Source organism: Bradyrhizobium sp. 134 (genome assembly GCF_023074155.1).
Classification (GTDB): Bacteria; Pseudomonadota; Alphaproteobacteria; order Rhizobiales; family Xanthobacteraceae; genus Bradyrhizobium.
The window spans coordinates 1-22,594 of sequence record NZ_JADPKX010000001.1 but is presented as its reverse complement, the minus strand read 5'-3'; the positions used below and the strand labels follow the sequence as shown (position 1 = coordinate 22,594).

Genomic DNA, 22,594 nt, shown 5'->3' with positions numbered 1-22,594 from the left:
GGCGCCCTATCCGTGGGCGCCGGCGTTGCGGCCAGCCTCTGAAGGCACGGCTGGGCGGCCGGACGCATCGGCAGCGGGCGGGCCCGGCCGACGAGTGCGCGTCACAAGCCGGATCGGAGTCTGCCGTCTGCTTTGCAGAGTCGACACCAGCGTTCTGAAGATGTCGGGTCGCCGCAAGAGATTTAGTGGGGCGAACGTGGTGAGATCGACCCACCTCCTGATCAACCGCAGTAAATCGCGCTGCTTTCGACGGATCGACCGTGGCAGAAGCCTGGGCGAGACTGCGGATCTTTCGGACGATCGTCGGTTCAGTACGTCCATTCGCCTGGCGTGCAGGGTCATCGCCGCTACGAAGACAAGTATCGTAGCTTCAGCTCCCAGGATGACGAGTAGCTCACCTGGCATATGAAGTCTGTCCTGCCCGAGGAAGCACTGTTTGACGGTTTGGCCTCGGTGAATAATTAAATCAACAGTTATAATTATATGGGCAGTTGAGTTCTTGCCCTGGCTCTGGATCGGCGAAGCACGTCTGCGCCGCGCCGCGCTTGCGGCGCCCTTCCACCGAGAACAACCGGAGCCGCAAGGCTTCTCATCCCATTCATCCTTTGCATTCGTCCTTGCAGGCGCACCGCTGGCGTCACTGCAGCCCTTTGCAAACGATCTCAGTGCCAATTTAATCCGTTAATTTATTATTGCGGTTTTAATTAAATGGAATTATATTAAATATGATAACGCGGAATAATCATTTTTGCGCGGTTGGGGGGTGGCCGCGCCGGCTGTGGATCCGACCTCAGTTTGGCGTCCGCAGAGGGATCGGCAGATGCAGCGAACCTCGGGCCCAGTCATCGCGGCAGCCATAGCTGTCATGATCGGAGGCGTTCAGTGGGCGCGTGCGGCATTGTTGACCGTGCCGACGGCGCCGCAAGCGGCTCTTGCGCACATCGAGTTGGGACGCCCGACGCTTCCGCCCCTCACTTACACGGTGTTTTGCCTGCGCTATGAGGCCGAATGTCGCCCGCGGCGCTCCTTCCGCGGCGGGCCGATCCGGTTGACGAAGGAACGGTGGGCGGAGCTGAAAGCAGTCAATCGGGCCGTGAACCGCGCCATTGCTCCGCAGCCTAATGAACTTGGCCTTGCAGGTGAGGAGTGGATCGTTAACCCCGATAGCGGTGATTGCAACGACTACGTAGTGAGCAAGCGTCATGAACTGCTGCAACGGGGCTGGCCCGCGCGGGCCCTGCTATTGAGCGAGGTCGTCGTTAGTTCCGGAGAGCATCATTTGGTGCTTCTCGTGCGGACCAGGAGCGGCGATCTCGTCCTCGACAATCTCACGCCGCAGATCAAACCGTGGTCCAGGACGCCCTATCACTGGGTTCGCGTGCAGAGACCCAACGATCATCGCCTGTGGGCGACGATTAGTCGGCCAAGTGCATGACTGGCTGATTTTGTGGAGGCCTGAGCGCTGTTCCAGAGATCAGCTGTAGCCGCGACCTGGCTGCCAGCGCTGGCCGGTCTTCCGGTCTTCATGAAAGGAGAGCCGCGTTGGCTCGCTTGATCGGGCGAGCGCATCTTCAAGCTCTCGCGGAGCAGATAGATGAAGTGGCACCGCGTCGACACTCGTCCCGCAGACTGCCGGGGACTCCGATACTCAACGCGGTGGTCGAGCGATCCATCCGAAGGCGATGCCGCCAATCCGGACGACGGATGAGGAGCGCGATGTGTGGGTGCGCGTGTCCTGGGGTGATGCCAAGGTGCTGCGGCGGCCGTTCTCGGATGATGTACTCGTTATGCGCTGGGCGGATGAGGAAGATAAGCTGGCGCTTAGCGTCTTCTCCCCGTCAGCCGCGCTTCCTCTCAGAGGACGGTTTAAACTCGACGACCTGGTGCTGGGCGCTTGAATCCAAATGCTCTGTTTGTTTCAGGATCAGCTCAAGCTCGAGAGCTTCTATGGCGAGTTCATCCGCCAAGCGCTTGAAGCGCTCGTGCTTTTCTGCGTCCTTCGCCCGCTGACTCATAAGGGCAAAGTCTCTGGCGTCAGCTCGGAGCCTCTCCAATCGTGGCCGGAGATCCTTCATGTCGTCCCGGCTCAGATTCTAAACTCATCCTCGGCGCAAACAATAACCGTGCTTGCTCGGATCGCGCATGAGTCAACTCCGGAAATAGGATATTGGTTCTTTCTTAACCGCTAGTTTGCCGCTTATTCATCGTGCGATATCTAGTCACGGTCGCCTGCTGGACCAAATTCGGGAACCTGGACACTTCGGATGTTGCAGGGGTGAGGGGGGTGATCTGCCACCGAACTTTCATCCGGCCGCGGTTAGAGCCTCGGGGATGTTGAAGTGCTCCCCAAAACTAGGCCAGCTGATGCTGGAATTTTCCGGGGTTTTGAAGTGCTCCCCAAAACTAGGCCAACCGGCGCTGGAATTTTCCGGGGTTATGCTCATGCCGGCGAGGGCGCCGATGAGCCATTCAACAGCGATATCGGCGCCTTATTGCCGATCGCGCTGTGGGGCCGGACTTCGTTTTAGTCTCTATGCCAATCCTCCATTTTCTGCCGCGCGTCGTCAAGGCTCAGGAACCAGTGCGTATTCAGGCACTCGCTTCTGAACTTGCCGTTGAAAGATTCGATGAAGCTGTTGTCCGTCGGTTTTCCCGGCCGCGAGAAATCCAGCACCACGCCCTTCTGGTAAGCCCAGATATCGAGATCGCGGGAGATAAACTCTGATCCCTGGTCGACGCGAATCGTCCTGGGATAGCCAAGGAGCTTGCAGATACGCTCCAAGGTCAGCACGACATCCTCGCCTCGATAACTGAAGCGCGGATCGACGGCTGGCGAGAAGCGACTGAGGGTGTCCACAATCGTGAGAACACGGATCTTGCGGCCCGTGGCGAGCTGGTCGTGAACGAAGTCCATTGCCCAGGTCTCATTGATCTGGCGTGCTTCCGTCCTATCCTCGCGCAGCTTAGCCTTCACGCGACGCTTCGGCGCTTTGTTGCGTAATTGCAGGCTTAATTCCCGATAAAGACGATAGACGCGTTTGACGTTGATGGCCCAGCCGTAACGTTGCAGCAGGACATGGACCCGGCGATAGCCGTATCTCACCCGCGTCTCGCAGATGTCCTTGATCCGACTTTTGAGAGCGGCCTGGTCGCCGCGTTTCGACTTGTAGACGTACAGTGCGCGATCGATCCGAAGAGCCGAGCAGGCCCGCCTGATCGAGACCTTCCAGTCACTTCGCACCTTGTCGACAAGCTCACGCTTGCGGCCAGGCTTTAGAGGTTTTTTGACAGCACATCCTGAAGCATGGCCTTGTCCAAGGACAGGTCGGCGACAATCCGCTTCAGCTTGCTGTTCTCTTCCTCAAGCTGACGCAGCCGCTTCATCTCTGTGGGCAACAGGCCAGCATACTTCTTTCTCCAATTGTAGAACGTCGCCTCGCTGATCCCGGCCTTGCGGCAGACCTCTGCCACTGCCGAGCCATCTTCAGCTTGCTTCAAAACAAATGCGATCTGCGCCTCTGAAAACTTCGATGCCTTCATGGAACTCTCCTCGTCCCGTCAGGAGATCATAAATGGAAAATTCCAGTTCAAACTGGCCTAATTTGGCGGGGGTACGTCAGTCCCCTACCATTTTTTTGAAAGAAGCTCGCGAAGGGCGGCGGCGTCGAGCATCTGCTCGGCTAGAAGCTTCTTCAGCTTCGCGTTCTCGTCCTCAAAGCGCCCTCAGCCGCTTCGCCTCTGAAACGTCCATGCCGCCGAATTTGGCCTTCCAATTGTAGATCGTTGCTTCCGAGACCCCGTGCTTGCGAGCCAGGTCGGCCGTCTTTGCCCCAGCCTCATGCTCCTTCAATACTGCGATAATCTGTTCTTCCGTGAACCTTGCTCGCTTCATCTGTCCGTCCTTCTTCGGGCCGGACTCTAACTCCATCTGGAGGAAATACGCAGGGGCAGGTCACGGAGTCCTCGGGAAATCTTGCGTTCTCTCATAGAGCGGTCAGGGGCGCCGAATTGATTTTACAATAACAAGTTGACCATTTTGAATGACGCAGTCATTCACGTTCGTCCACTCATCGATGATAAAGTCGGTGATGAAAAACTTGCGCAAGGGGAACGGTCCGACAAAGCATACATTCTTCATTCGCAAGTGTGCGTTCATGTAACCATCGGCGTGAAGACGCAGACCAAACGGGCCCCCCTGGAACATGACGTTTTCCAGATCAATCAAATCGGGCTTCCAACTGTCGGCGACAAATATCCCGGCGGTTGCGGAGGTGTTGTGCGCGACAATGGAAGTATTGCGCAGAGTGATCGTTCCGTGATTGCCGGGACCATAGGCCTGAATCACATCGGCATGGTCATCGCCTTGTCCTGTAGCCTCAAGATAAGAATCCGCAATTACGATATTGCCTTTAATCGCTCGGATACATTCGCGCGATTGGATTCGGAGTCTTGTTAAGGTGCAGCTGCCCCAGCAGCCAACCGTGTTGTCGCCGACTTCGTAATAGATATAGCTTCGATCTGTGAGTGATCCACCATCCGGTACGCCATCATCCAAACGGCTGTGGGAGATAGCACTGGTAAAGCGCGGATCGTTAAAGGAAAGCGGCGGTCCACTCGAAGGCATCGATGACGGAGCCGGTGCAGGAGTAGGAGCGGGGGCTGCTGCGGGAGCCGGCGACGAGCTAGCTGGGGGAGGATTGGAATTGTCGTTACCGCGAGGACCATCTACGCCGTTATCGTGAGCGATGCGCCATGGGATATAGCCGTTTGCGCTTGCCCGACCAGCGACGAGTTTATCGTAAACCCCGGCAGGTTGAGTGCCAAGTAGGGGACCACCGAGTGAACCACTGGCTCGAACCCTCACCTGCCGCGAGGCCTCGACGCGATCGCCAAGGTTAAACCTCGGCGGTATGGATGAAGTTGAAAATCTAAATGATTTCTGCTCTTGAGCGGCGGCGGTCGGCGACATTGCTCCGATCCCCAAACTCAAAGAGATCGACGCGATAGACGTCAATATTTCTGCGACTCTCATCAGTCCCCCTAAACGGCCTCGATCTTCTGCAGCTTTTCGCCAACTGGAATTCGATAGAAAATCGTAGGGCTCACAATTGAGTTTAGAAAAACCACCATTGGCCGCATCAGGGTCAGCTTCCCGGACATCGATATCCATGCCATTCCACGCGGGAAGAACGATCGCGTCCCCGAACAGTCGCAGTTCGACGCTCACTATGGCCGGCGCCCGTCAGGACCCCACCGCGAGCCCCAGAGCGGAGGCGGCTGAGGGGTCCACCCAACGTCGGATCGTACCATCAAATATATCGGCCCCGTAGAGCCACCCGTCGGGGCCCTTCTGCAGGTCGACGATGCCTGGTGCGTTGTTGTCCACCAGCTGGACGCTGGCAACCTGCCGGCTTGCGTTCAAGGTCGCAGCGAAGATCGTTCCATTGTAGACATCGTCGAAGAACATGGTGTTCTGATTGTAGAAATCTCCCGCGGTTATCACGTGGGCACCGTCCGGAGCACCGTGGCTCTGAGTTAGGATGGGAAATACGGCAGGCGGGTCCGACGTATTGTTGCGGTTGCCATTGTTGTAGAAGCTGATCGCCTGGGGGAGTGTTTGGTAGCTGGCGGTCCTGTCTGGGCCCTCGAGATAGGGCCATCCGAAATTCGACCCGGCCGGGCCAGTATTGATCTCTTCCCAGCTGTCCCAACCTACATCTCCGAGCACGGGCAGATTGGTGACCGGATCGAAGCTGAAGCGATAAGCGTTGCGGACGCCGTAGTAGAAGACTTTCGACTGATTGCTGTTTGGATCGCTAGCTTGATAAAATGGATTGCCGGCTGCTCCCTCACCTGTGGTCGGATCGATCCGCAACAGCTTGCCGGAGAGATTGTGGATGTCTTGGACCCGCACTGCGCGAGGGTCCGCGAAATTATATGACGTGCCGTCGCCGACGGTGAGGTAGAGATAGCCGTCAGGGCCAAAATGAACGGCACCGATGGTATGCGAGTCGCCGTCCGACGCCAGATAATCGCGGATGTTCTGATTCTGAATCCCTGCCGAGTTCGGATCGTTGTCCTGCGCTCCGGTCTCTATCTGGCTGGCGGGGGCCGTTATGGTGGTGCCGTTGACGATACCTGATGGAGGAATGCTGGGATCGCCGTTGCTGTCCAAGTCCGGACGGCTCGTATACGCCCAAGTGCTGTTCTTGCCGACCAGCACGAACTCGCTCGCCGGATCGGCGATCATGGTGGTAGGGTCGACAGTCACCCTCACCAGACGAGAAGGTCGGTTTCCGGCCTGATCGGGTCCCGCGAGGCCCGTATGGCCCGCCGTCTCGGGCGGATCGTAGGTGTAGAGCAGGTAGACATAGGGGCTGCCTGCGAAGAAATTTGGGTTCACCGCGATGCCCAGCAGTCCGCGATCGCTGACGTCATTTACTTCGCTCGACAGGTTGATGAGCGGCGTAGATCGCAGGGTGCCGTTGTCCACCACGCGCACCACACCGTCCTTCTGCGCGACGAGCATATAGCGGCCGTCGGGAGTCCATTCGATCGCTGTTGGTTCGTTCAGCCCCGTCACGGCCGTCTGGCCCACCAAATTGCCGAGGTCGGGGTTGTCATTATCCAGGATCTTCACTGTCGTCGTCGCCTGTGCGCCGAGAGTGGCGCCCGTCGGGTTGCTCAAGGTGACCGTGAAGGTCTCGTCGCTCTCCGGTGTCGTATCATTGATGATCGGGGCCGTGATGGTCTGGGTCACCTGGCCAGCGGCGAAGGTCACCGTGCCGGACGAGATCGTGTAGTCCAATCCCGAGACCGCGCTGCCGTTACTTGTTGTGAAGCCGACCGTAGCTGCTTGATTGGCGCTGCCGCTGCGCAGCAGCGTGATTGTCGCTGTCGCTGTGCTCTCGGCAACGCTCACGGCGGCGTCCGCCATTGCTATGGAGGCGGGTGAGTCGTCGTCGATGATGGAGACGAGCACAGTGCGCGGGGCTCCAAGGGAGCCGGAACCGGGATTCTGAAGCCCGACAGCGAACGTCTCGGTACCCTCGGTGAGCTGATCGTTCACAATTGGGATGGTGAAGCTCTTGGTGCTCTCCCCGGGTCCGAAGACGATCTGACCGGTGTTCGACCGACCATTGAACGTGGGCTGGGTGTAGTCCAGTCCCGCCGTAGCCGTGCCTCCGGTGCCGATTTCGTTCGTCGTGTACTCCACGGTCGTTTGAGACTGGAGGTCGCCAGAGCGTACAACAGTGATGGTGGCCGTGCCCGCCGCTTCACTGACATAGATTGTGGAACTGTTAAGTAGTGCGATGACGTTGGATTGGGCGAATACGACGTCGCGGAAGTAGTTTGCGTTCTGATAGACGTTGGTCGGGAAGACGCCGCCAGTGGGGTCGTAGGCGCCGGCGCCGACGGGAGCGTTCAGGCCACCATTGCTGATGCCGGACGCGAAGCCTTGGGTGGTGGAGACATAGTAGCTGTTGATGTTGACCGAGACCACGTAAGTCGTGCCGGCCGCGATGGTGAGCGGCGTGGCGAGCGCCTGCTGCTGCCAGCCCGATGCGCCTTCGTTGGTGAAGGTGACCCTCGCCAGCTCCTGGCCGGTGGCCGACCAGATGTGGCCCACATGGGTGCCGGTCTCGTTCGAGGCCTTGTAGTACCGGATCGCCTGGATCACGCCGGACGTGTCGCTGGTGAAGCGCATACCCAGCTCGTAATCCGCTCCTGGTCCATCGGTGTTGTTGGTCAGATCGGGTGCCTGGGTGGTGAACAGCGTGGTACCCGAACTCGCAGCTGCAACCGTCGCGGTGGCCGCGCTCGTCACGTTCTCGCTGGTGCCGAGCTGGTCGGTGTAGGTGGTATTCACCCGGATCCGCTTGCCGACCAGGCTGCTGTCGAGAGTGAGGCTCGATGTCGTGGCGGCGAGATTCGTCCAGGTGGTGCCGTCGGGGCTGCTCTGCCAGTGATAGGTGATGCTCGCTGGCACGCCATCAGGATCCGTGACGCTGGCCGTCAGCGTCTGGTTCTGGCTCGCCGTGCCGTTGATTGTGACGGCGCCGACGTCGTTGACGTTGGCCACGGCCGTGGCGGTCGCGGTGCTCACTGGCGCCTCGCTGCTGCCCAGCAGGTCCGTGTAGCTGGCGGTGGCGCGTATGAAGCTGCCAACCTGGGCCTGCCCGAGGGGCAGCGTGCGCGCCGTCGCGCCACTGATGTTGGTCCACGTGCTGCCGCTCGCGCTCTGTTGCCACTGATAGGAGATGGTACCTGGCACTCCGTCCGTATCGCTCACCGTCGCGGTCAAAATCTGGTTCTGCGTCGGCGTCCCGCTGACGCTCACCGCACCGGGGTGATTGCTGGGATTTGACGAGCCCGCGGCGAATACGACGTCGCGGAAGTAGTTTGCGTTCTGATAGACGTTGGTCGGGAAGACGCCGCCAGTGGAGTCGTAGACGCCGGCGCCGGCCGCAGCGTTCAGGCCACCATTGCTGATGCCGGACGCGAAGCCTTGGGTGGTGGAGACGTAGTAACTGTTGATATTGACCGAGACCACGTAGGTCGTACCGGCCGCGATGGTGAGCGGCGTGGCGAGCGCCTGCTGTTGCCAGCCCGATGCGCCTTCGTTGGTGAACGTGACCGTCGCCAGCTCCTGGCCCGTTGCCGACCAGATGTGGCCAATATGGGTGCCGGTCTCGTTCGAGGCCTTGTAGTACCGGATCGCCTGGATCACGCCGGAAGCGTCGCTGGTGAAGCGCATACCCAGCTCATAATCCGCCCCTATCCCGTCGGTGGCATTGGTGATGGACGGCGACTGAGTGGTGAACAGAGTGGTGGTGGCACTCGCAGCTGCAACCGTCGCGGTGGCCGCGCTGGTCACGTTCTCGCTGGTGCCGAGCTGGTCGGTGTAGGTGGTATTCACCCGGATCCGCTTGCCGACCAGGCTGCTGTCGAGAGTGAGGCTCGATGTCGTGGCGGCGAGATTCGTCCAGGTGGTGCCGTCGGGGCTGCTCTGCCAGTGATAGGTGATGCTCGCTGGCACGCCATCAGGATCCGTGACGCTGGCCGTCAGCGTCTGGTTCTGGCTCGCCGTGCCGTTGATTGTGACGGCGCCGACGTCGTTGACGTTGGCCACGGCCGTGGCGGTCGCGGTGCTCACTGGCGCCTCGCTGCTGCCCAGCAGGTCCGTGTAGCTGGCGGTGGCGCGTATGAAGCTGCCAACCTGGGCCTGCCCGAGGGGCAGCGTGCGCGCCGTCGCGCCACTGATGTTGGTCCACGTGCTGCCGCTCGCGCTCTGTTGCCACTGATAGGAGATGGTACCTGGCACTCCGTCCGTATCGCTCACCGTCGCGGTCAAAATCTGGTTCTGCGTCGGCGTCCCGCTGACGCTCACCGCACCGGGGTGATTGCTGGGATTTGACGAGCCCGCGGCGAATACGACGTCGCGGAAGTAGTTTGCGTTCTGATAGACGTTGGTCGGGAAGACGCCGCCAGTGGAGTCGTAGACGCCGGCGCCGGCCGCAGCGTTCAGGCCACCATTGCTGATGCCGGACGCGAAGCCTTGGGTGGTGGAGACGTAGTAACTGTTGATATTGACCGAGACCACGTAGGTCGTACCGGCCGCGATGGTGAGCGGCGTGGCGAGCGCCTGCTGTTGCCAGCCCGATGCGCCTTCGTTGGTGAACGTGACCGTTGCCAGCTCCTGGCCCGTTGCCGACCAGATGTGGCCAATATGGGTGCCGGTCTCGTTCGAGGCCTTGTAGTACCGGATCGCCTGGATCACGCCGGAAGCGTCGCTGGTGAAGCGCATACCCAGCTCGTAATCAGCCCCTGGCCCATCCGTGTTGTTGGTCAGGACGGGGGCCTGAGTGGTGAACAAGCTTGCCATGTTGTTCTCCCGCGCAGTCGGTTCTACTCAGTAAGGAAAATTCAAGAATCAAATCACGGAGCGCGAAGTTAAATGGATTAAAAGAATTTATATTTATAAGTGACATATTTTAATTTATATTTATTAGTGACATATTTTAATACCCTTGTGAAGCAAGCGGCGTTTGCACGGATGTCAATTTCTCTTGAGAAGGTGTGGTCCCAGTCAGCCTCCGGATCATGAACAGCTGCTGTCGGCTGCTCCCGTTGATGCAGCCCGCCCCAGGCGCGCTCGCTTCAGTGGAGGCGAAGATCTCGGCGCAGGGGTTCCGCGCGCTTCCAGACGACAATCGCCGGCGGCGGTTTTGCAGTGCGGTGCCGCGTCACGCCCATAAGCTGGGCGAGAGACACCAAAAACGGGTGGCGGGCCGCGTACTCGCGCGATCGTCCTCGCGATGTCGAACTCCTATGGCTCTAGCCGTTTCGCGATCAGATCGGCGAACTCACCCAGGTTCCGGGCCGTCTCGACTTCGCCAACGCGGAATCGCACGCGAAACTTCTGCTCGACGGCGATGACGAGCGAGATCTGCATGAGCGAGTCCCACTCCTCGACGTCGGCCGCCGACAGCTCGGGCTTGGCCACGATCTTCTCAAGGAAGATACCGTCGAATACCTCCTGCAACTTCGCCAGTACCTCAGCCTGCTTCATAAGCCCTCCGGGTTACGCGGATCTTTGTCGAACGCGTCTGATACTTCTCCGCCGCGAGCTCGAACTCTTTTCGGGCGGCGGAGTCTTCCGTACGCACGAAGCCAAACTCCTCGTAGATCCCGGCGACGATCCCGTTCTTGGCCGTCGGAAGATAAATGCCGCGCACTTTCGCGCAGCCGGCGACCTCTGCAAGCCGAAAAATCTCGTTCATGATCTCGTCCTCGACCTGGCGCTTAAGCACGCGGCAGCTCATGAGCCAGGTATCGAGAACGAAGACGCCGCCCTCGATCTTTGCAATGACCACAGAGATGAGCCCGGAATCGCCGAACCGATCCTCGAGCCGCATCGTGAAGCACCGGTAGTCCGGCCTTTTCAGGAGCCCCTGGATCTCGGTTTCGGATCGACGGACCGTCGTCAGGTTGAACTGGTTGCTGCGCGCGATCAGCTGGGCAATGCGGGGTAGGTCGAGCGGGTCGAACTCCTTGATCGTGCCTCGCATCTCGAGCGAGGCGAGGTAGGCTGGCATGTCGGTTACGCTCGCCGCGAGCTCCGTACGTCGCCGTTCCTGCCCGTATTGCGCCGTCCGCTCGAGATCCTCCTCGGTGACGTTCCGTGGCTCGAAATGTCGCCCGGCCTGGAGGCGGCCGATGAACTCGGCGGGATCCGGCCCTAGGAGCACGCCTTCGACCTGGGGCTGAAACTGGCGCACGATCTCGATCTCCGCCGGGTTGTCGTCGGCAAATACGAAGCTGTCCACGCCAACGCGGAGTTCATCCGCGATCCGCTGCAGGTTGTCGGACTTCGGGTCCCAATTGGCTTTGAAGGCCGCGAAGTGCTCCAGCCGGAGAACCATCTCGGGATGCTTCTCGAATACCTCGATCGCGCGCGCATGGTCGTTCTTGCTGCACACCGCAAGCAGGACGCCGCGTTCGGAAAGCGCAAGGAGGTACTTCTGGAAAGCCTTGAAAGCTTCGCCGCGGGGAGACGAGTCCCCAAGTTCGATTCCCTCGATACCGTCCTCCGCGATCACGCCGCCCCATAGCGTCTGATCGAGATCGAGCGCCAGCACCTTCTTCGGGCCTTGCTTACGGCAGGCGATCAGATGGCTTAGCTCTTGCGCGACGTCCACCAGAAAATCAGGTGAGCCGAGCTGCTTCGATTCGTACCATGCTCGCGCATCCTCCGCAGCCGTGATCCCTCGGCGTGCCGAGAGGAACTCGACGTCGCAGATTTGCACCTCAGCCGGGGCCCGGAGCCCGAGCTCAAGGTTCACCGCCTTGCGGAAACTCCAATCGGCCCCAAGCGTGCGCGAACGAAACGAGCCGAGATCGAGGTCGGCGGGCAGCGCAAGATTGGCGAGAATCACCGCCGCACCTGAGCGTTCGATGAAAGTCCGCGCGAGGTTGAGGAGCTGCTCCGCGGCGCCGACTGCAGCTTCGCGCTGATGTTTCACGGCATCGAGGAGCGAGCCCGAAAAGCGGCAATGGCTCGCGTTCGGCAGAATGAAGGCGAGATCCGGCTTGAAGGCGTACAGCGGACTCGAGCCGTCGAGGATTTCCGAGACGAAATTATCGTACTCGCCGAGGAAGCGTTCGCACTCGATTCCACGAATGGCCAGGAGGTGTTCAACCAGTTCGTGCAACGGATACAGGTTGTAGCCGCCGATCAAGGCGAGTCGGAGTCTTGGCTGACCACTTTCGGTCGCATGTAGCTTCGCCTTTTTTCGAAGCGTCGACAGAAAGAACAGTTCGGAAAAACTCGCGGCCTCCCGCGAGCGGGCGGCGAGATGCCCCCAGAACGCGGCATCGCCGGACAGCGCTAAGGACTTGAGTTCGGCATCATTTACATGCCGGACCGGCAAAACGGGGACAGCGGCGAGAATAGCGAGCCTCCACCCAGAAAAGAAGCATCGTTTGATTGTCAGTCACATTAAATAATGATAATGTTCAGGTCAATTAAATATATTTAGCGCATTAAATTAAGGTGAAATAAATAGATGACGGCGCATATGGGATCAAACCCGCCGAGCTCGGGCACGCTTGCCTCCAAGACTGAGAATCTCGAACGGCTTCTTGAGGGAAACAACCTGGTCCTTCGAGAGGTCCGGCTGGAGGACTCCGCGCAAATCATCGCTTGGCGGAACGATCCCGTTCTCGGCAAGTTCATGACCCGCGAAAAGCTGACCTTGACCCAGCAGGAAGAGTTTTTCCGAAGTTACCAGGCGAGGGCGGACGACTACTATTTCATTGCGGAGTTCAAGCGCTCGAGAAAACCGGCTGCCAGCATCGCCCTTGCGAACCTGGATTTCGCGGCGAAACGCGGCGAGGTGGCGCGGTTGATCGTCGATCCGGGTGCGCGCCTCTTTCTGGCCGAGATATTCGATCTGCTTTTAGTCTTCGCGTTCGCGCAGCTAGGGCTTTCGGTCGTCGTAGCCAACGTGCAAAGCAAGAACGGGCCTGCGAAGAACTTCCATATTCGCCTTGGCTTCCAAATCGAAAAGATTTCGCCGAAGGCTTGGTGGAACGGCGACGACGTGATTACGTTTCGGATGTCGCGCGAAGATTATCCGCGGTTGAAGCAGGCCTGGTCGGCGCTGCTCCTTGATGCGCGGGAAGGTTAACTGCCCCCAGCAACTGGCCAGAGCAACGGAAGCAGCGCATCGCGCTTCCGGACGCACCCGTCTCGTTGCGCTGGCAAGGGAAGAAGGAATAGCAGATGGACTTGCATTTTCATCATTTGGGAATGGCTTGCCGAAAGATCGCGGCGGAGTTGCCGGAACTCGCGATAGCTGGCTACAGGCCTGAAGGACCGATATTCGAGGACCCGATCCAGCAAGTTCGGATCCAGTTCGTGTCAGGCGGCGGTCCGCGCCTGGAACTCATTGAGCCGGCCGGCGCACAATCGCCGGTGGAGGGTATCCTTAAGCGCGGCGGCAAATTCTATCATCTTGCTTACGAAGTGGGGCGGCTCGACGACGCGATCGCTTGCTTCAGGGAGCGGCAGTATCTTCCCGTATCGCCGCCTGCGCCCGCGGTCGCGTTCGACATGCGTCGCATAGTGTTTCTCGCCTCCGCGACGCGCACACTCATCGAGCTCATCGAGGCTAGGACCTAGTGTGAATTGGCGAAAGCTCGACGAGGGGCCGAGTAACGAGTTGCGCGAATCCGTCAGACGAAACGGTTCTACTGCGCCGAACCCACTCAGCAGCGCGGAGCCCGCCTGCCTGCAGCCTCACGATCGGTTCAGGGCCGATCTCCGACAGGAGAATGCCCATGTGCCCCAATGCAGGAGGCGCTGTTGGCCAAACGGCCAATCCATTGGCTGACAATACGGTTCGATCCATATCGCCCCAAAACTGCACGATAACCCCGCCGGCGGGCGCGCAAGCAGCAAGGTGCGCTGCTTCCGGCGAACCGATACGAGGCTGAGCCGCCGGTCGCAGCGCAATGATGATTCCGTCCCACTCGTCGCGATACACAGCTTGGACGCTGTCAAAGGTTTCCACACTCGCTCCACAGTTCGCGAGACCGGCGCGAAGCGAGCCAACAAAGTCATTGTCACACAGCACACCAATGCGATTCTTGTACACGGGTAAACCGCAATCGTGAAGTTGCTTCACGCACAGTGGACCGAGAAATGAGAAGACGTCGACTGCCGGGTGGCGTTCGTTCACGCCGACGATCGGAATTCCGCGCCGCAAGCATGCTTCCATGTCGAGGTCGTTGGGGCGATATTCCCAAGCCTCGAACATCAACGCGATAACGGCCTCCTTTGGTAACTTATCAATTAGCGCAGCGGTAAGAGGCCGAAGATGGCCGCTGTTGGTTACAATATCCGTTTGATTGAGAATATCCGGGGTGATCTGCTCCAAGACGTCGATGCGATCGGCCACACCGACCGAATCTGCAAGCTCCAGAGTCTGTTGCCTGGCATCGCCTGGTGTTCCGTGCCGCGTAGGTTTCGTGAAGGCATAGACGTGCCTGGCTCCGGCCATCGCTGCCAGAACGGCCGTCACGGCATACGCGCCCGTCGCAGCCTCAGTGAGAACCGTTAATTCCGACAGGTCTAAGAGCGTTGCCGTTAGCGCTCGGCTCATCAAGGCTCCTAGACGCGGGAGTGAGAATCCTGGTCGCAAGGCCGTCTCGAAGCCAGGCCGCAATTGCCTGAATGTTGCTCCGGTCTCGGTTCCGGTCATGAATTGACTTTCGTTTTTACCACTTGGCAGGAGCGATGCTTTGTGCGCCGCCTATGTGGTCGAGCTGCCGTGAGCTCGTTGTGCGCCGAAAAGGTTTATAAGCGAAAGTTACTTGCGAGTTAATTGATGTATTTATGTTTATAATATTGCCAATTTAATGTCAATGACGGGCCGTGACCGCGCTCTGGCCGAGACGGCGCGGTAGTGCAACCTCAATGCTCGTAATGGACTGTGCGACCGGGTCGCCGTTGAGGGCTATGCTGTGACGGCGGGCCGTCATTTTAATTAAATCGTTGAATTAACAGATTTAACTTGCCGTATGTCCATTCTGGCATATTTTATCTCAACGACGATTGGAGGACACTGAAGATCGTCGTGAGTTCCTGAAGAGCTGCGGAAAATTTGCCGCCGTCACCCCTCCCTGCCATGACGCTGTTGCTGTCCACCTCTCTGACTTCAACCGCCATACCAGTTCAGGCAGCCGTATTGTGCATGGCAATAATGGCTACGGCAGCGGCGGCGGTGACGGCAGTCCTAACAATAAAGAGGATCGCGATCGCTAGATTTTGCGGTCCATGGACGGCTGCGCCGTTGCGGCGTGTCGGGGCCACGCCGTGCTCAACCGGTCCGGCGGCGCTTTTGGCTGGATGAGCGGCTAATCAATAGATCGTTCAGCTTCTTGCCGGCTCGAAGCTGCGCTTTCAGCCATCGGGGTTGCTTACCGCGACCGGACCAAGTCTCGGATGGGTTTTTCGGGTTCTGATACTTCGGCAGTACTGGCGGGTAGGGGCGGCGCGCACGTTCCTCGTTTGGGGCTCCGGAAGTCCCCTCGATCCTGCGGAGTCGCTCTTCGAGCTTGGCCTTTTCCGCAATCATTCTCCGGCTTAGAACAGTCGTCACTTCATCGTAAAGCCGCCACAGCTCGGCTGTGGTTGCAGATGCCCACTCGTCGTTCCCCATGGAAGCCGTCCCCACTACTTCCGATTTGAAATAGGAGGGGGGCTTATCAGGTCGAAGCCCGGTCGGGCAAGCCTGATCGGCCTGCGCCGAGTGTGCAGTGCAGTACTTTTGGGGGCTACCAGCCGGGCCTGTGCCTTCGACCGGCCGGTCGCCTCCCAGCCGGTCTCCGCCGGCGGACCCTTCGCATCGGGCCGAGCAAGCGCTGCTCGGCCATCGACACGCGACTACGTAAATTCTGCAATTCGGTGAATTGAACGATCAGAGATTCATGCGTTTGCCGCAAAACAGCCGAAGAATACATATGACCACCTACTCATTACCAGCGATGACCCGTGACCGCAGATTGAAGTTTGCCGGGTTAGCGAAAATGTCGCCCGAACTTTGCTGACCAGGTTTTCATCGGTGCTACTGCCGAAGCAGAGCCGTTATCGTTCGAGACGTCTGATTAATGCTTGGAAAATTCTCCTCATATTGAGGTTATGAATAGTATTACTTTTTGAGCCTCCCTCTTCGAGTTATGGGTCGAGCTTTTCAGCTGCCTCGCTCCGCTCAAGTTTGTCGAATGTTAGATTGGAATCATGAATGTGACTATATATCGTTCGTAATAAGTGGTTGGTGATGAGCTTGATGGCGGTTAACCAATCCTGACAAGGCAGCCACATACTGGAGCGCCAGATCTGCGGGAGAGTTTTGCAGATCATAGCCAGCTGAGAAGGCGCTGTTTTGTAGATGAATCGGCTGCTTCGGATTTCCCATGGAGGACCGCAATCCTACGGTGCTGCACGCATTCTCAAAGCGAGTTACAGTGGTGTGGCCATCATGCGTTGCCGATGCGGGCCGTGACGAATTGACAGTGCGGCGTTTTGGCAGAACGGATTGGTTGTGCTTCCCGCGCGTCTTGAGGTGAATGCAGGAATAAAAACTGCCGCGCGGGGTATCAGGAATAGGCAGGGGAAGCATGCGCCGCATCAGAGTCGTCATCGCGGATCGGCACCCGATCGTCTTGCAGGGGATCAGCAGCGTTCTTGCGGCGCAGCGCGATTTTGCGATCGTGGCCGCCTGCGCCGATACTGCAAGCTGTATTGGGGCCATCCGACTTCTGGTGCCCGACATTGCACTGGTCGATATTGCAATGCCCAGTATCAGTCGACCGGACATTCTGGCTATCGCAAACACCGCTGGCCAAGGTACCCGGGTCATTTTCTTCGCTGAAAAGGCCGGCGATCAATGGTTGCAGACGCTGGCCGCGGGCCGCGCCTGCCTCGTCCTCACGAGGGATGCTGAGCCGGAGATGCTGGTCGCGACCCTGAGGAAGGTTGCGGAACGCCAGGGACCGGCATCGCGGTCGCCGTGCACAGGTGGCGAGGGCCGTGGGGAGTCTCACACCGGTGAGGAAAAGGCTCCGACGCAGCTGACCGACCGGGAGCGGCAGATCATAAGACTTGTATCGGAGGGGCTGTCGAACAAGGAGATTGGGCGTTTCCTGAGCATTACCGATGGTACGATCAAAGTCCACCTTCACCACATCTTCCAGAAGCTCGATATCAGCAATCGAACAGTTCTCGCGGCATTTGCAATTTCGCAAAACGGGAAACATGCGGCCGCACGTGAACTCGCCTCTTCCGGCCTACTACAGCAGGATTCGGCGGTTCGAAACGACGAGGACGTCAAGCGCAGCAATGTCCTTCCGGAACGCACGCGTTAGCTGGACATCGCATCATGCTGGGCCGTGAGCATCGGTTGCGGCGCGCAGATGCTCGGCCATGTTGCGGCAGGCTCCTTCGGCCTCAGCCAATGTTCGGAAGGGCGACCCGCTGATCTTGATCGCGCCATTGTTCTCGTAGAGTGGTCGCCAACTCGCCAGGTACCCGGAGCGTCCGTGAAAGCCCCGACCGGTAGGGCTCTCCAGGCTGATCACAAACGAGAAGCCATGGCCGCTCGCGCTCCAGATCTCCATGTTTTCGATGGGCCGGTGAAATTGCAGTGGCATGGCAATCATCCGTCGTGCGCTGCCCTTAATCAAGCTAATCAGATATATGCATATTAAATATTAGTTTGACACTCCAGATTGGGGTCCCGGCGCCGGGGCGAGCAAGCCCGAGGCCATGCTGGCAATCTGCCGGCGGCGCACGCCTCGCAATCTCCATTTTTCAAACAAAATTTTGGTTGAAAGTCTATTTAATATATAATACCAATAAAGCAAATTAAATCAAGGGGAGTGCATCGTGACTCAAGGCGGCAATGAAGATGACGACCGGCGGGCGTTCCTGAAAACCTGCGGAAGATTCGCGGCCGTGACACCCCCCGTCATAACGCTGCTGCTGTCGACCTCGCTGACCTCGACAGCCATCGCACGTTCAGGCGGACAGAACGGAGCAACGCATGGCGATGACAGGGACCAGTCATTCTTCGACAACGATCGTCCGTCCTCTGCGGCCTCGGGGTCCTCTGGCGGCGGGTCACCTGGAGGTAGTGGCGGACCTGGGGGGCGCCGTGGTGGCTCATCTGCTGCTGGAAAGCCATCCGGCGGGGGCGGCAGATCGGGCGGAGCGACCGGTGGCAAAGGACCTTTCGCGACGGGAGGGAACTCCGGAAATCCGGCCGCATATGGAGGGGTCGATTGTGCAGATGAAGAAGACGACGAGCGGAGGCACAAGCCCGGGTGCGAGCGAGCCGCCTCTCGACTTTCGAGCGCAACCCGCTCCGAGCCTTAACAACGGTTCGATCCGCTGTTGTTGCAAGGCTGAGCAGCCAGACCCAATGCAGCGTGCCGTGCGCCGGGGCACATGAGTACTTTTTTAACACGCCGCCGCATCGTCATCGGCAACGCAGCATGCCGAATTAGTCGCGTTTTCCTTTGATTTCATATTTTTTGGCCACGTCAAAGCTGGCGGAATTCTCGCGGACATATTGCTAGGAGACCTCACATGAAAATCTGCGCTCGAGTGGACAACCCTGCCGCTGTTCTTCGCCAGCGTCTCGAAGCGCTTGCCTCTCAACTCGCAGAACTTGAGAGTCTCAGGGACTGGGTGGATCGAGAAGAGAACCATCAGCGCGAGCTGCGCCAGTCCGGCTATCTCAGACGACGAGCAAGCTCAGAGTGCAACCGAGCGGTCGCTGCAACGTCGCAGATCTAAAGCTCCGCCTGGTCGCAACCCATCAAATTATTCAGCGAGAGTCCGAAAGCGTACGGATGTTTCGAATTTAATCGATCATATTTGGCTTCGGCAGGGGCCGAGCGGTTCATCCGCAGCAGCCTCCGGTCACGCCGAGAACAGGGGCGCTGGTTTTCTGGCGCAGTACGTGCCGGGAGCAAAGAGTCTTCAATCCATTAACTAGTTTTGCTCGAAAGGATGAAAGCTCGTGAATGATGCCAATGTGAAGTCGAAACGCAGGCCGATCCGGTGAATGAGAACACGAATGGTGCAAAACCAAGGTTCGATTTGCCGCTTTTGAATTTCCAGGAACTCCTCCGTGGCTTCGCCGAGCAGGGCGCCGCACAGACCAAGAACAATATCGCGAGCATGAAAGCGACTTCCGAGGAGATCAGCGACATTCTCCGTGAAGCCTGCTCTATGAACGCCAGAGGGGCCGTCGATTACGGCGCCAAGGTCATCGAGATTTCCAAAGACAATACCAGCGCCACCCTGGAGTTTTTATCCCGCCTCGCTGAGACCAGGTCGCTGCTGGATATCGTGCATCTTTCGACCGCCCGAAGCCGCGAGGCTTTCGAAGTCGTCTCCGCACAGAATCGGGAGCTTTGGGAGCTCGCGCAGAAAGTTGCGATCGAGACGACCGAGCCCATCAAGACCGGCTTCAACAGAGTGCTGCACAAGACCGTCTGAACCGAGGCTACCGGCCGCGCGGATCGACTGGACAGGCGTCTCCGCAACGGGGGGACGCTCGGTCCAGTCGATGGCGGGCCAACGTGCTCAGGGTCCGCAACAGATTGCAGGAAATCAAGATGGGCGTGGTAATGATCAAGTGCCCGGAAACGGGCGACGCTATTTCGACGGGTATCGAGACTGATCGCGAAAGGTTTCGCTGCAGCGCGGTATTCTTCTCGCGCACCTATTGTCGGGTCTGCGCGGCTACACACGAGTGGTTCGCGCGAGAGGCCTGGGTCTACGAGCCTGCCCTGGATAGTCGGTTGCCGGGCGGCTGGTAGGCGTCTCGTGCCGGCGCCGCTTGAATAAGTCCTGCTCCGCCACGCGATATTATCCGATCGATCCTGCGGCTCATCACCTTGTAGCACTCGCATGCCACGGCTTCGAGCCGCGGCCGGTCAATCTCGAGCTGACCGCGGCGGCTGGATTTCAACGCTCTTGACGCGCGCAACGCCCTCACAACATGCGTGACCGTGGTGCGTCGGACGCCCAGTAGCTCCGACATAGTCTCCTGGGTCAAAGGGAGGAGATTGCTGCCATTCGCCCGGTCATGAATTTGAAGCAGCCAGCAGGCCATCCGAGCTTCGACGGAGTGCAGTGCATTGCAGGCCGCGACGTGCTGAAATTGCGTCAGCAGCGATCTCGTGAAGATCTGCACCATGGATGCGATCGCGGGGCTGCGACCCAGCGCCGGCAGAAATTGCGCCGCCGGGATCTGCAGCACGGCCCCTGGGACGCGGACCACCGCCGTCAGGGGGGAGCGGGATGCGCCAAGCGCCGACGTCAGACCGATGGCACCCTCATGGCCGACCAGCCCCGTCGCGACGGTCTGCCCGTTCGGCAAGTCCACAATAAAGGCAATCGCGCCACTGCAGGGGAAGAGAAGGTGATTGATCCGGTCGCCCGATCGGACCAGCACTGCGTCGCGCGCGAGCACGACTTTCCGCAGATGAGGTGCAAGCAAGGCAAAATCCGCCGGCGGCAACGCTGCTAACAATCGATTCTCAACTCTGGTCGCGTGATCCATCACGGGATTCGTCCCCGACGGATGGCCGGTGCTGGGACGGGGCCGCTGGTGCCCAACTGGCCGCACAACTCAACAGGGGTCCAACCGGTCACCGGAGATATGGTTCCCTTCGTGGAGTCGTGCGTGTGCGACGGCACCGCCACGCACGATCCCGCTAGATCCTGCGATTGGCTCCAACTGGGACCGGCAGGCTCGCGGGCTTTGCAGTTGATGTCGGCCAAGCCTATCGCTCGTCCGGAAAGAGTGTCATCGGAGCGGACGCTCTATGCCTGTGCGACGGATGCCATTTTTTGGCCGAGTATGCTAAGGCGGCGACCGCCTAATCATTGAACGTTCTTAACTCGTGGCTGACTCTTAATCAGCGGGTCCCAGGTTCGAGCCCTGGTGCGCCCACCATCCTAGCGATTGGCCCCGCGTGTGGCGGGCGCGCAACAAGCCTTCCCTGGAGCGGGTCCTCCCTGCTCGTCGTGCGTGCCAGCGTGTTGGGCGGAAGCACCGTGTTGCTGATAGCTACCACCATTGCTTCACGGATTTCTATAGAGGCGCAAACCGGTTTTGACCGTAGCCTGGGGGGCAACCGCCATTCTGGCAACGGGAAATTCCGTAGTGATCTCAATGGCCAAAAACGCCGAAAATGTCAGAACGGCCTTTGAGACACTACAGTATTTCGAGACTTCTCACCTGGAACATTGCCGGAAAAGGCCGCGACGGCTTGACCGATCTGGCGAGGATCGTTGCCGTCGCCCGACAGACGCTCGATGCCGACGTGTTCTGCTTCCAGGAGGTGAGCGCGAATTTCTCGAGATTTGGTGATGGAGCGGATCAGAGCGCACAGCTGGCAGCCCTGTTGCCCGGCTACTCCGCAATATTCCGACCTGCTATCGAAACTGTCGACCGTGATGGCAACCTCCATCACTTCGGCAATATGACGCTGTCCCGGTTGCCCGTGCTGCAGATTGCCAACCACCTGCTGCCATGGCCGGGTGTAGGCAGGGTGCGCAGCATGCGCCGTCACACTTTGGAGGTGACGGTTCGGGCCTCGTTTGGCGCGATCCACGTCGTCAACACGCATCTCGAGTTTCAGTCGGCAGTCCAGCGCGAGGCAAAGATCGCGCGGCTGCTGGATTTGCAGGAGGACGCGTCGATGAGTCCGAAGCAGGCCGGCTCCCGGCACGATGAGCCGTACGGAAGTCAAACCGTCGCTGCGTCGAGCCTGCTGTGTGGCGATTTCAATTTTGATGTTGCCGACCCTCAGCACGCATTGATTGCCCGAACTGGCCGGCCTGGTCTGGCGTATCGGGATGCATGGACCGCCGATCGTCCCGGCCGCGCGCGTGCGCCGACTTGCGGAATCTACGACCGCGCGCAGCGGGCCGACGGGCCCGACTGCCGCGACTTCATTTTCGTGACGGAAGATTTGACCGGCTACGTTCGCAGCATCGAGGTCAACGAAGCGACCGTCACCAGCCCATTGTAATCAAGCTTTCGGAATAGAAGAATGGCGGAGCTACTAAAAAAACTGTCGTTGCAAGGAAGGGTAGAGGACGTCTGGCCCGCCGGCGGCCCCCCGCAAGCAATTTGGCCGCAATGATCGAAATCAGAACTGAGTCTCGGTTCAGGAGCAATAGGGCTCACGCTGGTGGGGCCTATTTTCGATACAGCCGCCCGGTAGTCGTCCGGAGGTGTAAACGCCGGCCATTGGAATCACCGTTCTCACCTTTTGCCGGACCAGCCATGGCGCAAGGCGGTGGCACGGACAAGGCACCAACCCTCATCAGCAACAGATGTCAGCGTCCAATGGAGTTTCTCGCGTCCCTGCCAGCAATTGCAAACCTGCCCGCCGCCAATGCCTCCAGGTGCATGCCCTGCCTGAGAGTTGAAACTATCGTTCTGGGCTGAAGGAAGGCACCGCCAGAGGACTACTTGGCTTGAGCTCGAAAGTCCGAGGCTAG

Annotated in this window: 16 protein-coding genes and 3 pseudogenes; 8 read left to right on the top strand and 11 right to left on the bottom strand. The window is 59.1% G+C overall.

Annotated features, from left to right (window positions below; genetic code table 11):
* The first annotated feature begins 820 nt into the window (after positions 1 to 820).
* Entirely contained in the window at positions 821 to 1,435 is a 615-nt protein-coding gene (locus IVA75_RS00095; RefSeq protein WP_247282860.1) for a transglutaminase-like cysteine peptidase, read from the top strand.
* 403 nt (positions 1,436 to 1,838) lie between these two features.
* On the opposite strand, the gene IVA75_RS00090 is transcribed toward IVA75_RS00095, so the two are convergent.
* From IVA75_RS00090 to IVA75_RS00060, 7 genes and pseudogenes are all read right to left on the bottom strand, one after another.
* Positions 1,839 to 2,015, bottom strand: coding sequence for a hypothetical protein (locus IVA75_RS00090; protein WP_247282861.1), 177 nt, complete (start codon positions 2,013 to 2,015; stop codon positions 1,839 to 1,841).
* Between the two features lie 512 nt (positions 2,016 to 2,527).
* Positions 2,528 to 3,540 (bottom strand): annotated as a pseudogene (locus IVA75_RS00085) (IS3 family transposase); the annotation flags it as partial.
* Positions 3,541 to 3,630: 90 nt separating this feature from the next.
* Positions 3,631 to 3,892 (bottom strand): annotated as a pseudogene (locus IVA75_RS00080) (transposase); the annotation flags it as partial.
* A 102-nt stretch (positions 3,893 to 3,994) separates the two neighbouring features.
* Complete coding sequence (locus IVA75_RS00075; RefSeq protein ID WP_247282862.1) at positions 3,995 to 5,170, bottom strand: hypothetical protein; 1,176 nt, start codon at positions 5,168 to 5,170, stop codon at positions 3,995 to 3,997.
* Positions 5,171 to 5,242: 72 nt separating this feature from the next.
* Positions 5,243 to 9,886: a DUF4082 domain-containing protein gene (locus IVA75_RS00070; RefSeq protein ID WP_247282863.1), complete on the bottom strand. Its 4,644-nt coding sequence runs from the start codon at positions 9,884 to 9,886 to the stop codon at positions 5,243 to 5,245.
* Between the two features lie 444 nt (positions 9,887 to 10,330).
* On the bottom strand, positions 10,331 to 10,573 hold the full coding sequence (locus IVA75_RS00065) for an acyl carrier protein (protein ID WP_247282864.1): 243 nt from the start codon (positions 10,571 to 10,573) through the stop codon (positions 10,331 to 10,333).
* Entirely contained in the window at positions 10,560 to 12,242 is a 1,683-nt protein-coding gene (locus IVA75_RS00060; RefSeq protein WP_247282865.1) for an HAD-IIIC family phosphatase, read from the bottom strand. Before IVA75_RS00060 ends, IVA75_RS00065 begins: the two co-directional genes overlap by 14 nt.
* Positions 12,243 to 12,569: 327 nt before the next feature.
* Between IVA75_RS00060 and IVA75_RS00055 the strand changes: the two genes are divergently transcribed.
* A complete protein-coding gene (locus IVA75_RS00055; protein WP_247282866.1) occupies positions 12,570 to 13,193 on the top strand; it encodes a GNAT family protein in 624 nt (207 codons plus the stop codon).
* A 95-nt stretch (positions 13,194 to 13,288) separates the two neighbouring features.
* Entirely contained in the window at positions 13,289 to 13,687 is a 399-nt protein-coding gene (locus IVA75_RS00050; RefSeq protein WP_247282867.1) for a VOC family protein, read from the top strand.
* Here IVA75_RS00050 and IVA75_RS00045 read toward each other — a convergent pair.
* Positions 13,677 to 14,669, bottom strand: a complete 993-nt coding sequence (locus tag IVA75_RS00045; protein ID WP_247282868.1) for a hypothetical protein — start codon at positions 14,667 to 14,669, stop codon at positions 13,677 to 13,679. The genes IVA75_RS00050 and IVA75_RS00045 overlap by 11 nt on opposite strands.
* Before the next feature lie 434 nt (positions 14,670 to 15,103).
* Here IVA75_RS00045 and IVA75_RS00040 point away from each other — a divergent pair.
* Positions 15,104 to 15,331 (top strand): annotated as a pseudogene (locus IVA75_RS00040) (hypothetical protein).
* Positions 15,332 to 15,386: 55 nt separating this feature from the next.
* On the opposite strand, the gene IVA75_RS00035 reads toward IVA75_RS00040, so the two are convergent.
* Positions 15,387 to 15,728 carry an H-NS histone family protein gene (locus tag IVA75_RS00035; protein ID WP_247282871.1) on the bottom strand — a complete coding sequence of 114 codons (342 nt, stop codon included), beginning with the start codon at positions 15,726 to 15,728 and terminating at the stop codon, positions 15,387 to 15,389.
* A gap of 958 nt (positions 15,729 to 16,686) precedes the next feature.
* Between IVA75_RS00035 and IVA75_RS00030 the strand changes: the two genes are divergently transcribed.
* The gene (locus IVA75_RS00030; protein WP_247282872.1) at positions 16,687 to 17,433 is read left to right on the top strand and encodes a response regulator transcription factor; all 747 of its coding nucleotides are present in this window, start codon (positions 16,687 to 16,689) and stop codon (positions 17,431 to 17,433) included.
* A 12-nt stretch (positions 17,434 to 17,445) separates the two neighbouring features.
* Here IVA75_RS00030 and IVA75_RS00025 read toward each other — a convergent pair whose 3' ends face one another.
* A complete protein-coding gene (locus IVA75_RS00025) occupies positions 17,446 to 17,718 on the bottom strand; it encodes a hypothetical protein (protein WP_247282874.1) in 273 nt (90 codons plus the stop codon).
* 1,414 nt (positions 17,719 to 19,132) lie between these two features.
* Between IVA75_RS00025 and IVA75_RS00020 the strand changes: the two genes are divergently transcribed.
* Positions 19,133 to 19,573 (top strand): phasin family protein, encoded by a 441-nt coding sequence (locus IVA75_RS00020; protein ID WP_247282877.1) that lies wholly within the window; start codon positions 19,133 to 19,135, stop codon positions 19,571 to 19,573.
* A 119-nt stretch (positions 19,574 to 19,692) separates the two neighbouring features.
* A complete protein-coding gene (locus IVA75_RS00015; RefSeq protein ID WP_083926557.1) occupies positions 19,693 to 19,896 on the top strand; it encodes a hypothetical protein in 204 nt (67 codons plus the stop codon).
* Here IVA75_RS00015 and IVA75_RS00010 read toward each other — a convergent pair.
* The gene (locus tag IVA75_RS00010) at positions 19,854 to 20,642 is read right to left on the bottom strand and encodes a Crp/Fnr family transcriptional regulator (protein ID WP_247282879.1); all 789 of its coding nucleotides are present in this window, start codon (positions 20,640 to 20,642) and stop codon (positions 19,854 to 19,856) included. The two genes, IVA75_RS00015 and IVA75_RS00010, sit on opposite strands and share 43 nt — an antisense overlap.
* A 712-nt stretch (positions 20,643 to 21,354) precedes the next feature.
* Between IVA75_RS00010 and IVA75_RS00005 the strand changes: the two genes are divergently transcribed.
* Positions 21,355 to 22,119 (top strand): endonuclease/exonuclease/phosphatase family protein, encoded by a 765-nt coding sequence (locus IVA75_RS00005; protein WP_247282881.1) that lies wholly within the window; start codon positions 21,355 to 21,357, stop codon positions 22,117 to 22,119.
* Positions 22,120 to 22,594 lie beyond the last annotated feature (475 nt).